Annotated in this window: 11 protein-coding genes; 4 read left to right on the top strand and 7 right to left on the bottom strand. The window is 62.6% G+C overall.

Annotation, left to right across the window (positions count from 1 at the left end; genetic code table 11):
• Positions 1-65: 65 nt before the first annotated feature.
• From A477_RS0100950 to A477_RS0100940, 3 genes are all read left to right on the top strand, one after another.
• Complete coding sequence (locus A477_RS0100950; RefSeq protein ID WP_017197173.1) at positions 66-674, top strand: hypothetical protein; 609 nt, start codon at positions 66-68, stop codon at positions 672-674.
• A 62-nt stretch (positions 675-736) separates the two neighbouring features.
• Positions 737-1,753 (top strand): o-succinylbenzoate synthase, encoded by a 1,017-nt coding sequence (locus tag A477_RS0100945; RefSeq protein WP_017197172.1) that lies wholly within the window; start codon positions 737-739, stop codon positions 1,751-1,753.
• A 77-nt stretch (positions 1,754-1,830) separates the two neighbouring features.
• Positions 1,831-3,918, top strand: a complete 2,088-nt coding sequence (locus A477_RS0100940; protein ID WP_017197171.1) for a PhoX family protein — start codon at positions 1,831-1,833, stop codon at positions 3,916-3,918.
• A 90-nt stretch (positions 3,919-4,008) separates the two neighbouring features.
• Here A477_RS0100940 and A477_RS23610 read toward each other — a convergent pair whose 3' ends face one another.
• The 7 genes from A477_RS23610 to A477_RS0100910 all read right to left on the bottom strand — a co-directional run bounded on the left by A477_RS23610 (position 4,009) and on the right by A477_RS0100910 (position 11,997).
• On the bottom strand, positions 4,009-5,004 hold the full coding sequence (locus A477_RS23610) for a glucoamylase family protein (RefSeq protein WP_237715687.1): 996 nt from the start codon (positions 5,002-5,004) through the stop codon (positions 4,009-4,011).
• Entirely contained in the window at positions 4,911-5,627 is a 717-nt protein-coding gene (locus tag A477_RS23605; RefSeq protein ID WP_237715686.1) for a DUF3131 domain-containing protein, read from the bottom strand. The genes A477_RS23610 and A477_RS23605 overlap by 94 nt, the downstream gene beginning before the upstream one ends.
• A gap of 64 nt (positions 5,628-5,691) precedes the next feature.
• On the bottom strand, positions 5,692-7,563 hold the full coding sequence (locus A477_RS0100930; RefSeq protein ID WP_017197170.1) for a glycoside hydrolase family 3 protein: 1,872 nt from the start codon (positions 7,561-7,563) through the stop codon (positions 5,692-5,694).
• Between the two features lie 42 nt (positions 7,564-7,605).
• Positions 7,606-8,460, bottom strand: coding sequence for a carbohydrate ABC transporter permease (locus tag A477_RS0100925; RefSeq protein ID WP_017197169.1), 855 nt, complete (start codon positions 8,458-8,460; stop codon positions 7,606-7,608).
• Between the two features lie 7 nt (positions 8,461-8,467).
• Positions 8,468-9,358, bottom strand: coding sequence for a carbohydrate ABC transporter permease (locus A477_RS0100920; protein WP_017197168.1), 891 nt, complete (start codon positions 9,356-9,358; stop codon positions 8,468-8,470).
• A gap of 59 nt (positions 9,359-9,417) precedes the next feature.
• Positions 9,418-10,692, bottom strand: a complete 1,275-nt coding sequence (locus tag A477_RS0100915) for a sugar ABC transporter substrate-binding protein (protein ID WP_017197167.1) — start codon at positions 10,690-10,692, stop codon at positions 9,418-9,420.
• Positions 10,693-10,905: 213 nt separating this feature from the next.
• Complete coding sequence (locus A477_RS0100910; RefSeq protein WP_017197166.1) at positions 10,906-11,997, bottom strand: LacI family DNA-binding transcriptional regulator; 1,092 nt, start codon at positions 11,995-11,997, stop codon at positions 10,906-10,908.
• An 89-nt stretch (positions 11,998-12,086) separates the two neighbouring features.
• On the opposite strand from A477_RS0100910, the gene menD reads away from it, so the two are divergent.
• Positions 12,087-13,796, top strand: coding sequence for a 2-succinyl-5-enolpyruvyl-6-hydroxy-3-cyclohexene-1-carboxylic-acid synthase (menD, locus tag A477_RS0100905; RefSeq protein WP_017197165.1), 1,710 nt, complete (start codon positions 12,087-12,089; stop codon positions 13,794-13,796).
• The last annotated feature ends 65 nt before the right edge of the window (positions 13,797-13,861 follow it).

Genomic DNA, 13,861 nt, shown 5'->3' with positions numbered 1-13,861 from the left:
GATTGCTGCCCCTCGCTTGCCAGGAGCCTCTCCCCAGTCACCATGTGGCGGTGTAAGGATGGAGCATGAGCTTCTTCGACCACCTCCCCGAGCAGCCGGCACGGCCGCGCCAACCGCAGCCTGTCCAGCCCGGATGGTACGGACCGCCGTCGGACGAACTGCCCGGCGCAGCGCGCGTCGCCGGGTTTTTTCACAAGAGCCGGCGGATGGTGGTGGCGTTGAAACTTGTGGAGGTGTATTCCACCGGGTGCCAGTTGGAACTGGTCTGGTCCGTGCGGCGGGGCAACGAATCGGACCAGGAATGGCGGGAGATCGTGGAGGAGAGCTACAACCACCCGGGATCCAGCTTGGACACCAGGACGGGGCTCGAATTAGGGGTGGCCTTTGCGGAGGGTCGCAAGGCCGTCGCGGCCATCCACGGACCGTCGTCCTTCCAAGAGGCTCATGAGGTCACTGGACCTGTGCTGACAACCTTGGGCGGCGGCGGAGGGAGCAACAACGACGAGTATGTCCAGTTCACCGGCCGCTATTGGTTATGGCCCTTGCCGGCGGAGCAGGATGCGACCCTGGTAGTGCGGTGGCAAGCTTTGGGGATACCTGAGAGCTCGCTTGTTCTGCCTTCGGAGCAATTGGCTGAAGCGCGGGGACGCCTGCTGAACTACTGGAGTGAGTAGCTTTTCCACATAGCCGAATTGGCCCGCAGAGGGGGTTGGGAGGCCGCCGGTACAGTGGCAATATGCCTGCACTTCCATCCCTCGAAGAACTCCTCGATTCCGCCCACGTAGTCTCGCTGCCCATGCGCGTGAAGTTTCGCGGCATCATGGAGCGCGAGACGCTCCTCTTGCGAGGACCGCTCGGCTGGGGTGAGTTCTGTCCTTTTCCCGAATACGACGACGACGAATCCTCCCGCTGGCTGGCCGCAGCTTTGGAAGCGGGCTGGCTGGGTTTCCCCACGCCCCTCAGGGACAAGATCCCGGTCAATGCCACGGTTCCAGCCGTTCCGGCAGAGCGCGTCCCGGAAGTGCTCGAGCGGTTCGGGAGGGTGGACGCGGTCAAGATCAAAGTGGCCGAGCGCGGGCAGCAACTGGCAGATGACATCGCCCGGGTTCGCGCCGTGCGTGAGGCCCTTCCCGACGCCGCCATCCGCGTGGACGCCAACGGGGGATGGGACATCGACCAGGCCGTGGAAGCCCTGGGCAAGCTTTCCGCTGTTGAACTCGAATATGCCGAACAGCCTGTTCCCACCATTGAGGGCCTGGCCGAGGTCCGTCGTCGGCTCGCTGCCGCCGGAACACCGGTCCTTATCGCCGCGGACGAGAGCGTACGCAAGGAAGACGATCCCCTGCGTGTTGCCCGGGCTGGTGCAGCTGACCTCATCGTGGTCAAGGTCGCGCCACTTGGGGGAGTAGCGCGGGCACTGGAAATCGTGGAGCAGGCCGGGCTGCCCGCCGTCGTGAGTTCCGCATTGGACACCTCGGTGGGTATCCGTGCCGGGCTGGCGCTCGCAGCTGCCCTGCCGTCCCTTCCCTATGCCTGCGGCCTTGGCACCGTTTCACTGTTCGCTTCGGATATCACGCTGGACCCGCTGGTGGCCGACGACGGCGCCATCCAGATACGCGATACCGTCGCCGATCCAGGGCTGCTTGAGCAGTATGCGGCACCGGGGGAGCGCCAGGACTGGTGGCGGGACCGCCTCAGCCGGGTGCACTCGGTACTTGCGCAAAACCAGCACGGTTTGTTCACCGGGTCTTAACCAGAGCGACCTCTCAATTTCGGTTTCCGCTGAAAGGCTCAGCGGGAACCTCGTACATCTCTGGAAGGCCTTCCCCCATGTCTGAAACCACCGGACGCACGTTCCCGCTGCTCCCAATGCTCGGCCACACCAAGGGCAAGCGCAGCGCGGTCACCTGTGCTTTGAAGTGCGACAACGCCTGCTCGGGTGATGTCTGCAACACCAGCGCCAACGGCTACTTCCGCGACATCGCTTCAACGGCTATGTCCCGCCGCGCAGCCCTGGGGCTCGGCGCCGCAGGAGCGCTCGCCATCGTCCTTGGTGGTGCCGTGACCGGTGGTGACACCGCCGTGGCCGACTCCGGGAACGGACTTTCTGATGCCGCCAAGAAGGGCTTCGACAAATCCAAGCTCAAGTTCACCGCCATCAAGCCGGTAGACGCAGCGGTAGACGCTTTCACCGTGCCCGAGGGATTCGACTGGAAGCCGATCATCCGCTGGGGCGACCCCCTTTTCGCCGACTCGCCGGCCTTTGACCTCAACGCGCAGACTGCAGCAGCCCAAGCACGCCAGTTCGGCTACAACAACGACTACACGGACATCCTGCCGATCCCCGGGTCCAAGGACCGCCGTGCTGTGCTCTTCAGCAACCACGAGTACACCAACGAGAACATCATGCTCCCGGAAGGCTTCGACCCGGCCGAGGCACGGGCAATTGGCCGCGCCGGACACGGGCTGGCCGTGGTGGAACTCGAGCGGAAGAACAAGAACAAGCCGTGGAACTACGTCCAGGGTGCACCCCTGAACCGACGCTTCCTTACCGATACTGTCTACGAGCTGACCGGACCCGCAGCCGGCACCAACCTGGTCAAGACCATTGACGACCCCGCCGGCCGATGGATCAAGGGCACGCTGGGCAACTGCGCCGGAGGAACAACCCCGTGGGGAACCATCCTCTCCGGTGAAGAGAACTTCAACGGCTATTTCGCTGCTCCCGGCACAAGCGACGGTGACAAGCGCTACGGAATTTCCGCGAAGGCAACCACCCGTCAGTGGGAACTCGACGAGCCGCGCTTTGACACCCGGAACTCCGGCTACGCCAACGAAACCAACCGCTTCGGCTGGATTGTGGAAGTAGATCCTTTCGACCCCACGTCCACCCCCAAGAAGCATTCGGCTATGGGGCGCTTCAAGCACGAGGGTGCCAACGTCATCGTCGCTCCTTCCGGTCACGTGGTGGCTTACATGGGCGACGACGAGCGCTTTGACTACCTATACAAGTTCGTTTCCAAGGGTAAGTACCAGGCCGGCGACTCCAAGGAAGCTCGCAAGAACAACATGAGCCTGCTTTCCGAGGGCGACCTCTACGTGGCTCGCTTCACGGGTGACTCTCCAGCGGACATTGACGGTACCGGCAAGCTTCCCGCAGACGGTGCTTTCGACGGTACAGGCGAATGGCTGCCATTGGTCGTCAACGGCTCCTCAGCTGTGCCGGGCATGAGCGTGCCGGAGGTCCTTGTCTACACTCGCATCGCCGCTGACAAGGTTGGGCCCACCAAGATGGACCGTTGTGAAGACGTTGAGCCGAACCCGCGCACGGGCAAGGTCTACGTCGCCTGCACGAACAACAGCGATCGCGGCAAGCCGGGCAAGGAAGGCGCCACCGAGGTCAACCCGCGCAACCTGAACCGTGACGGCCACGTCGTGGAGATCACCGAAGGGCCCGAGCAGACGGGCACCAAGTTCAACTGGAACCTCCTGTTGGTGGCCGGCGATCCGGCCAAAAACACCTCCACGTACTTCTCCGGATTCCCGGCCGACAAGGTCTCGCCCATCTCCTGCCCTGACAACGTGGCCTTCGATTCCGTGGGCAACCTCTGGATCTCCACCGACGGCGCCCCCGGCACCATCGGCTACGCGGACGGCCTGTTCAAGGTCACCCTCGAAGGTCCCGAGCGCGGCAAGGTAGAGCAGTTCCTCGCTGTTCCCCGTGACGCCGAAACCTGTGGTCCGATCATCCATGACGAAGAGCGCACCGTGTTCGTCGCCGTGCAGCACCCCGGCGAAGACGGCTCCTTCGCAGCACAGAACTCCTTCTTCCCGGACTACGTGCCTGCCGGAGCTACCCCGGCAGCGGGTGCGGCGAGGGCTCCCCGCCCCTCGGTGGTGCAGGTCTTCCGCAAGTAACGTTCTCTCACATCCCGCGTGCTTGCGGGAAAGGCTCCCTCATCTCCTGCCGCTCGCCAGTAGGCAGATGGGGGAGCGTTCCCGTTGGGCTTAGGAGTCAACCAACCCGGCGCTGAACTCCTCAACTGCGATGAGCGGCTTGATGACCCTTTCTACCTCGCCGCGGACGAAGTTCCTGCGAATCACGTCGTCGCCAAAAACGTTTCCCAAGGCACCGAGGACCATGGCCTGGTCAAGTGAGAGGTAGCGGCGGGCGATGGTCCCTGATTTGACGGCGACGGCGTCGAAGAATCCGCCCTGCCCGTATGCGCCGAGGTTCTTTTCTATTCGCACCAGGTTGTCATAGGCCTCGCGGGTCTCGTATTCCATGGCCAGGAACGCTGCGTGGGGCGTCACCACGCCATCGCCCCACGCAGGAGTCGGATTGGCCGCGGGGCGACAGTCCCCAAACCCTTTGTCCACGCTGGTTCGCTCAACATCGGAAGGATATCCGTCGCTGCTCATCCCCAGAGCGTCCACACCCCATTCCGAGTATCCGCCGTTCGGGTGGCTCGCCGGTGAGAACCCCCAGTAACCGTACTTGGCGTCCTCCATGCCGAATTCGCGTTGGGCACGAACTGTGAGTGGATGGTTGATGCCCCAGGCTTTCGGGGCCCAACTGGCTTCCGGAACAAACAGATCCGGCATCAACGACTCGAACATGTCCCCGCCCCAGCTCGGCACGATCCGCATGCCGCGGTACGTGTAAGCCCCCTCGAATACGTCGATCCCCTCATAGCTGCGGTGTTCGCCCACAGGTTGTTGTTCCTGCCATGACCACTCGCAGGTGTCAGGGAACACCCTCATGGTGGCGAAGTAGTGAGCCGACGGAATCTGGCCCAAAGCTATGCCGATGTAGGTGGCGATACGGGGCTCGGAGTTGGTGACATCGTAGTGGTTGAGCGTGTAGTAAACGTCCGGCCCCTTGCCCAGGTAGTTGCCTGGAACCGTATCTACGGTTGGCTGGACGTCGTAGAACCCGCCACGCAAAAGCCCGGCGGCCACGCCAGGCCTGGCGTCCTTGTTGTAGAAGATGCCGAAGTCCATGCGTCGGAGGATGCCGTTGGCCAGGGAGGCAACTTCGGTTCGGCGTTCCTGACCACCATGAGCGCGGCCGCGAACCACCCGTTATCCACGCTGGAGAGGAACGGCTGGACCACGTTCCCGTTCTCCGGCCAGACGGTAATGACATCGCCGGTGGCTTCGTCGTACCAGTTGTAGAGCATGCCGCTCGGCTCGTGATGCTTGAGGCGTGACAACGTTGTGAGGGTCTGCGTCAGACGCTCCCTGCATTCTTTGGCGCTGATCAGCCGAAGCTCCCGGGCCACGACGGTGCTCCAAAGGTAACCGCCCATGTTGGTAGGGGATGTGAAGCCGCTGCGTTGTGGGTTGGTGATCGACTCGCCGATGTAGTCGGCCGGCAATCCGGTTTCCGGGTGGGTCATCGCAACCAAGGATTTCCAGGTGTCCTGAGCCCATCTACTGACGACTTTGTGATCGATCCCGTTCTTGTTTGCTTTGCCCAGGCCCTGAGCGTTCGACGCCGTGGCTCGGGTCGTGTTGGCAAATGCGGGCTGCGCCGCGGTTGACGTTAGTCCTGCAGCGGCTACTGCCGCCACGCCGGCCAGAAGCTGTCGGCGCGATGCTGTTCTCTCGATGTGCTGGTTCATGAGCTCAGTCCTTACTCGGTGTGGAGGAACTTTTGGCATGTAGCAGATGGTCTGAGGGAAAGATCTAAACAGGCAGGCGAAGGCCGTGGCCGAAAGCGAAGAGCGGATCTGCGGTGTCTCCGGCTACGTCCGGTCGAGATGCCCGGACGGCATCCATTGACCTTGGGATTTCAAAAGGCAGCTTTCCCTCGGGCAGGATTCGACCGAACAAAGCGTCGAGGAGCGCACTATCCGAGACACCGAACGTGCCTACCAAAGCCGAAGCGAACCCCGCTAAAGGCGTAAGGACAGCCGGACGGTCCAGACGGACATCGATGATCAGGGGCACCCGCTCCGCCAGTGACTGGAGCCGGGATATAAGTCCGGGTGGGAAGTCCAGGCTTCCGGCGTGAAAGTGTTTCTCGAGGAACAGATCGTCCCGGTGTTCCCAAGGGGAGAGCAGCCGTATGACAGCGATGTCCGCATGGTCCGGGCTTTCGGCAGGGGTCCCGAAGCCAGCGAGACTGGCGGTGTCCAATCCCTCCACGTAGATGGAAGGCGAGCCGGTCAGCGGCAGGCTGGTCCCGCCGTCGTGCGTCTTGTTGGCCAGGACCGTAACGGACCGTGATTGTGCCAAATGGCCTTCGAGTCGAAAATCCGCGTTGCCCACAATGCGGTCCGCTGCGTCCTCGTCCACGAAAGGGTTGTCGAAAAGACCCAGCTGGAATTTGACCAACAGAAGACGGCGAACAGATTCGTTGATGCGTTCCTCGCTGACCAAGCCGTCCCTCACCAATCCGATGAGCAATTCCGTGCACTCTTCCCCACCGAACTGGTCAACACCGGCGTTGATGATCTTCAGCATCCGCTCCGGAGCAGTGAGATGCTCCACTCCCCAGGCACGTGCAGGCAGCACCTGCTCTCCCACCAAATTGTCGTTGACCAATTCCCAGTCGCTGAGCACGACGCCGTCGAATCCGAGCTTGCCCCGGAGCAGGCCGGTAATGATCTGCTTGTTGTACCCGAAGCCCACCTCCTCCACGGCTTCGCCGTCCAGTTCAACGCCCACGGGCATCCCGTAGTAAGGCATGATTGCGCTGGTCCTCTCCGCTATGGCCGTGCGGAAGGGGGCCAGATGTTCGTGGAACCGGCCACCGGGGTACACCTGCTCCCGACCATAGGGGAAGTGGGCGTCTTCTCCGTCGCGCTGCGCACCGCCGCCGGGAAAGTGCTTGGTAGTGCAGGCGACGCTTCCTGGCCCCAGATTTGTGCCTTGGAATCCCTGCAGGTATTCCACAACATATGCGGCGCTCAGCTCCGAGTCCTGGCCGAAGGTCCCGGCTTGCCTGCACCACCGTGGCTCGGTGGCGAGGTCCACTGTGGGGTGTAGGGCTGCCCTGATGCCCACGGCGGTGTATTCCTGGCGGGCGATCGCTGCGAAACGGCGGACAAGGTCAGGGCTCCCAATGGCCGCAAGCCCAATAGGTTCGGGCCATTGAGAAAAGTGGGCCGCTGTGAAGGAGACCCCCGAGTTTTCGATGAATGCGTGCCGCGGATCAGTGGAGATGGTCACGGGGATTCCGTGCGGGGTGCTCTCGGCAAGCTTTTGCAAGGAGTTGCTCCACCGCGCGGCCGCCCGGGCACTTCCCAGTGCATGGACGTTGAAGTGGTTCATGAACTTGCCGAGGATCACGGTGCTGGTGGGCGACTTACTGATGTTGCCGGGTGTTTCCAGTAAGGAACCGTCGGCACCGGTCTCAATGACGGTATGGAACATCAGGCCGGCCTTCTCCTCGAGGCTGAGCCGCTTGGTCAGGTCTTCGGCCCGTTCTTGCGGGGCCAGTGAAGGGTCCTCAAAGGGATCCATGATCCCGTTGCCGTTGAGGTCCCTGTACTGCGTGCCGTTACCCGACGTGGAGAACGTCGGAACGAAAAGGGTATGGATTTCTTGAGTCATGGGTACTTTCGTCGAAATGTTCCAGTTGTGCCGGGACAGCTACTACTTGATCCCGGTGGCCGCGACGCCTTGGATGAAATAGCGCTGCAGGGCGATAAACAGTAGGAGGATTGGCGTGATGACCAGAACCGATCCTGCGAGCAGCAATCCGTAGTCAGTAGCATTTTGGCCGGTGGAGTACAGGGAAAGTGCCACCGGCAAGGTGTACATGTCCTCGGTCTGGGCCACCACCAGCGGCCACAGGAAGTTGTTCCATGAGCCGAGGAACGTCAGGATGCCCAGCGTTGCCAGCGGTGGTCCGCAGAGGGGTAGAACGATCCTCAGGAAGGTGCGCAATTCACCTGCGCCGTCAATCCTGGCAGCCTCGATCAGCGAATCGGGGATACCCATGATGAACTGGCGCATGAGGAAAACGCCCATTGGTGCTGCGAGGAAGGGCAGGATCAATGCCGGGTAGGTGCTGACCAGACCCAGCTTGCTGACCATGACGAACAGGGGGACGAAGGTCACTACCCCGGGGACCATGAGCATCACCATGACCAAGACGAACAGGAATCGCTTTCCTGGGAAGTCCATCTTGGCCAGTGCATATCCCACCATCGAGCAGAACAGCAGATTGCCGAGAACAGTAGAGACGGCTACCACAATGCTGTTGAGGAAGAACGTGCCGATGTGAAGCTCGTTGAACCAGAGCAGGAAGTTCTCAAAGGTGGCTTGCTCGGGCCACCACGTGATGGGACGCCGGAGGAGCTCACCTTGGGTCTTGAAAGCGCCGAGGAACATCCACACGAAAGGCAGGAGTGTGGCGGCCACGGCGACGATCAGGACGGCGTAGGTCAACAGGCGCGAGGCAGGCATTCGCGGTTTGGCCTTGCGTGTCATTTCTTGTGTGGTCATTGAAGCCTCAGTCTTTGGATCGTAGGGCTCGGAATTGGACCAGGCTCAGGAGCGCAATGGCCACGAAGAGCACGTAGCTGGCCGCTGAAGCGAGACCATACTTGCCGAACCCGAACTGGTTGAAGGTGAAGTAGCTGACCGACAAGGTGGAGTCCAACGGCCCGCCTTTGGTCATCACGAAGGGCTCTTCAAAGAACTGAAGGAAGCCCACGGAAAGTAGGACCGTTCCCAGGAGAAGGGTAGGGCGCAGCATCGGCAAGGTGATGCGCATGAAGCGCTGCCAGGCATTGGCGCCGTCGACGGCCGCGGCTTCCAGGATATCGGCAGGAACATTCTGGAGGCCCGCCAGGAAGATGATCATGAGGGTTCCCAGGTTCCGCCAGACCGCCAGCATGATCAGTGCAGGCATGGACCACGTGGTGCTGTTGAGCCAGTCCGGACCGGCAATGCCTACCCAGCCGAGAATGACGTTCAGCAGGCCGTCCGGCTGCAGGATAAAACGCCACACGACGGCGACCGCCACGATGCTGGTGACTACCGGCGTGTAGAAACCAACACGGAACGCGGTCCGGAAACGGGTAATGCCGTTGTTGAGAGCCACTGCCAACGCCAGGGCCAGGGCTGTTGTCAGGGGTATTCCTACGATCACAAAGTAGGCCGTGTTGCTGACCGAATGAAGAAATTGCTGGTTACCGAAGAGCGCTGCGTACTGGTCGAGACCCACGAACCCCACCGCGAGTGGATCGTCGATGTCCCGCGCGGTGAAGTCCGTGAACGACATCAGGAACGACGAAACCAGCGGTCCGAGCATGAAGACGGAGAACACCAGGACGAACGGCAACGCGAAGAGCCAAGCTACCAGGGCGTTCCGGCGGCGGCGTGCGCTTCCTCCCCGCATGGGAGGCCTGCCAGCGACCTTCGTACTGGCAGGCCTGACGCTTGTGGTGGTTGCCACTTCTATTTCCCGGTTCCGATCGATTCGGCGGTCTGCTGGAGAGACTTCAACGCCTCCTCGGGGTCCTTGCCGGCTTTGACGATCTGTTCGATCTCGGTGTCAGCTGCGGCCGCTACTTGGGTCCATGTTTGAACCGACGGGGGATTGTTGGTGGTTTTTAGCTGCTGGCCAAAGACGGAAAGCTTGCTGTCGCCCGACAGCGAAGGATCATTCCAAGCGCTCTCCTGGGAAGGGAGGTCACCAGTTGCCTTGTACCACTTGAGCTGGACCTCGGGCTTGGACAGCCACTGCAGTAGCTTCCATGAGGCGTCCCGGTTCTTGGACTTCTTGAACACCACCATGTTGGAGCCACCGACGAAGGACGTGGAGGTCTTGGCCTTGGGCATGAGGGCAACTTTGTACTTGTCCGCGAAACCCTCCCCGCCTGCCTTGTTGAGGAGCCCAACGTGCCAGGGACCACTGATCATCATCGGAGCTGAGCCGTCGACGAACGCGGCCTCGGCCGTGGTGCCCGTGGAGGCTGCTTTTGACGCGATTCCTTCACTAAAGAAGCCCGAGTAGAACTTCAGGGCGTCCGCAGCTTCCGGGGTATCCAGGGTCCACTTGGTGCCGTCATCGTTCATAAGTTTGGCGCCGTTGGACCACTGGAACGGCAGGGTGTCCATGTAGGAGCCGGCTACACCGGTGGGCAGCTGGATTCCGTATTTCGCGCCGGCCTTCTCCTGGAGTCCTTTGGCCATGGCCTTGAAGTCGTCCCAGGTTTCGGGGGCTTCGGTGATCCCCGCCTTCTCCGCTAGATCGCTGCGGTAGTAGACCACGCGGGTGTCCACGTACCAGGGCACGCCATAGCTGGTGCCTTGAACTTCCGTTGATTTCACCGAGCCCGGGAAGAACGTGCTGGCGTCTATTTCCGAGGGAGTGGCATCGAAGGATTCACTGAAGTCACCCATCCATGTGGTCCCCATTTGGGCAACATCGGGGGTGGTCCCGCCGGCGATGGCAGTTTGGTACTTGCTGAGCGCCGCGTCCCAGGGGATGGCGGTGACGTTGACCTTAACCCCGGGGTTCTCAGCCTCAAATTCCTTCAGGAGAGCGGGCAAGGCCTCACCCTCGCTCCCTTGGGCCCACAGGGTGATGGTCCCGGTGGCGGGTCCTGAAGCGATGGGCGCCGCGGACGCGTCACCTGCCGGAGCGGCGGAATCCCTGCCGCAGGCGGTCAACAGCAGAGCGGCAGCCAGCCCTACTGCAGCTGCCTTTGTTGCGTTCGGATGGATCATCATTGTTCCTTTCGTGGGTCCGCTCATCTCCGCCACCGTCGGCAGAGCGCGGATTGAAGGGCGCCACGGCCCAATATCTAAGCGCTTTGATTCAACAACGAATCTAATCTAAGCGCATTGATTGTGACTTTGGCAACAGTAATGCCCGGTGTCCGGAAAAAAGAAGGTCCGGCAGGTCACCCCTGCCGGACGTTGGAAATAGAAGTGACGGACCTATCCCGCCTTGCAGCCGCAGCTTTCCCTGACCACGAGACGAATCGGAAGGCGAACCGCTGCCGGAGGCTTTTCAGGGTGGTCGAGCCGTTCAAGCAGCAATCGAACCAAGGTCCGACCCATCTGTTCCATGGGCTGGCGCACGGTCGTAAGGGAGGGGCGGACCACCCTGCCCGCTGCAATGCCGTCGAACCCCGTGACTGCGACTTCAGTGGGGACGCTGATTCCAGCTGCAGCCAGGGAGTCCAGGACCATAAGAGCATCCTGATCGGTGGCGCAGACGATCGCGTCGGGCAAATTCCCGTCGTTGCAGAGCGAGGCTACGACCTCCGCGATGCCCTCGTCGCTGCCGCATGGATACTTCGACTCGTTGGCGGGCGACAGTCCGGAGTCATGGAGCGTGCCAAGAAAGGCCCGGAGGCGCTGATCGTTGTCTGAAGAGGGCATGCCGCCAAGGAACATAAGCCGGGTCATGCCATGCTCGCTAAGGAGATGCTCGGTCATTGCCCGGATGCCGGAAGCGTTGTCCACCGTGACGTGGTCCAGATCCCGGTTAAGCTCGCTCTCCGAGACTTCCACTACCGGAATCCGACGGGCTATACGGGCGAGAACTTCGCTGGGGACTGAGCGGGGAAACACTGCCAACCCATCCACTCGACCTGCGATATCGGACAGCACGGCCTCATTGTTTTCCGGATTGCCTCCACCTACGAAGAGAGCCTGGCCGCGTCGCCAGCATTCCAGCTCAACGCCGCGCTGGACTTCGTCCACATACAAGGGGAACAACCGGAGGTCCTCGTTGCCCAGACTTTCGGTGGAAAGGGGATCAGGATCAGCGAGGCCTTCTTCCCTCCGTCCGTGTGCGGGGTCCAGCAGGTAGTCGTAGGCAAACAGGCCGAGGGCTCCCGTCCGGCCCCTGGCCAGACCGCGGGCACTTGCGCTGGGAACATAACCCAGCGCCTCGGCAGCCGCGAGCACGGCCTCGCGAGTGGAGGCCTTGACTTTCTCCGGTTGCCGAAAGGTAAACGAAACTGTGGCGATTGAGACGCCTGCCCGTTCTGCTACGTGGTAGACCGTGGGACCCTTTGCCATGTGACTATCTCCTTCGACATCGAGTCTATGCGCTTAGCTCGGTTCTGGGAGCGGGATCCACTGTCAGTGGTCCCCAATAGACTGGAACCGTGACTTCCCAGGACTCTCTGACATCCATCGGCGCCGCCCGGATCGCCGTTACAGCGCTGCTCGACGGCGGTGTGCGGCACGTGGTGGTGTCGCCGGGTTCGCGTTCAGCGCCCATGGCCTACGCCCTTGCGGAAGCGGAAGCTGCAGGCCACGTGCGGCTCCACGTGCGCATCGACGAACGAGACGCCGGGTTCACAGCCCTGGGCTTGGCGCTTTCCACCGAGGCGCCGGTAGCTGTGGTCACCACCTCCGGTACAGCGGTGGGCAATCTCCTGCCCGCTGTCATGGAAGCCAACCATTCAGCTGTCCCCGTGATCGTCATCTCGGCAGACCGTCCGGAAGAACTTCACGGAACCGGGGCGAACCAGACCACCATTCAACTGGACCTCTTCGGCGAGCATGTGCGATTCGCCGTCGACGTCCCTGCCGGAGATCATCCACAGAAGGCTGTTGCCACCGCACTCTACGCGGCCACGGGTGCCCTCGCAGACACCCCTCCGGGCCCTGTCCAAGTGAACCTTGCCTTCCGGGATCCCTTGGTACCGGCGGACGGCGACGCCCTTCCGGCCACCGCGGGACACAGCGTGTTCCATTACGACGCCGGTCCCCAAGCCCTGGACCTTCCGGCCGCATCCAACCAACTCGCTGAGCGACGAACCGTGGTCCTCGCTGGCCATGACGCCGGCCCTGTTGCCGAGGCTTTTGCCCGCGCCCATGGCCTCCCTTTGCTGGCGGAACCTTCGTCGAACGCACGCTTCGGCCCGAACGCGGTAGGGCCTTACCGGGTGCTGTTGGCACACTTCGGTCCAGGTTCACTGACGCCAATCGAACGCGTGGTCCTGTTCGGCAGGGCCACTCTTTCCCGACCGGTGGCGGCCCTGCTGGCACATGAGTCGGTTGAATCCGCCATTTACCAGCCCGTCCCCGTGGCCTGGTATGAGGCTGGCCGGCGGCGTGAAACCCCCATCGAGACCCTGCCCGAGCTCGCCGAATTCGCCGGCCGGGGATCCTCCGAATGGCTGGACGCCTGGCTCCTCGCCGGCGCGGCCGCCCAGCACGGCCTCGATGGTGTGCTCTCGGGGGAGAGCCTCGCCACCGGGCCATCCGTCGGGGCCACCGTCTGGGAGCACTCCCGTGGACAGCTGGTGCTGGGCTCCTCCAACGGCATCCGCGACGTGGACCTCGCCGGACATCCTCACAGCGAACCCATTGCCACGGTTTACGCGAACCGCGGCCTCGCAGGCATCGACGGCACCATCGCCACAGCCACTGGAGTCGCACTGGGCAGCGGCCGCGAAACCACTGTCCTCCTGGGTGACGTCACCTTCCTCCATGACGCCGGCGGACTGCTCCTCGGCCACGGCGAGCCCGTGCCGGACCTCCGCATCGTGGTGCTCAACGACCTCGGCGGCGCGATCTTCAGTCTCCTCGAACACGGGACGGTCGAGGACTCAGGCGCCTATGGCACCGCCGTCGAGCGCCTCTTTGGCACCCCGCACTCAGTGGACATCGCGGCGCTCGCGGCGGCGTACGGCGTCGGACACCAAACGGTGAGCACGACGGCGGAACTCGCCGCGGCCCTCAAATCGCCGCTGAAGGGGCGCACCATTGTGGAGGTGCGCGTGGACCGGGCAGGCCTGCGGGCGCTCCATGCACGCATCAAGGACACGATCTCGGCCGCGGTGGGCCAAGTCCTGGCGGCGGGCTAGTTCCGGGCCCGGTCCTGGCCTGCGACACCCTGCTTCGCCCCCTACACCCGTTCCCGCCGTCACTC

The sequence above is a fragment of the Arthrobacter sp. M2012083 genome (assembly GCF_000281065.1).
Lineage (GTDB): Bacteria > Actinomycetota > Actinomycetes > Actinomycetales > Micrococcaceae > Arthrobacter.
Note: the sequence above shows the minus strand (reverse complement) of the source record. Positions and strands in the feature narration are given on the sequence as shown.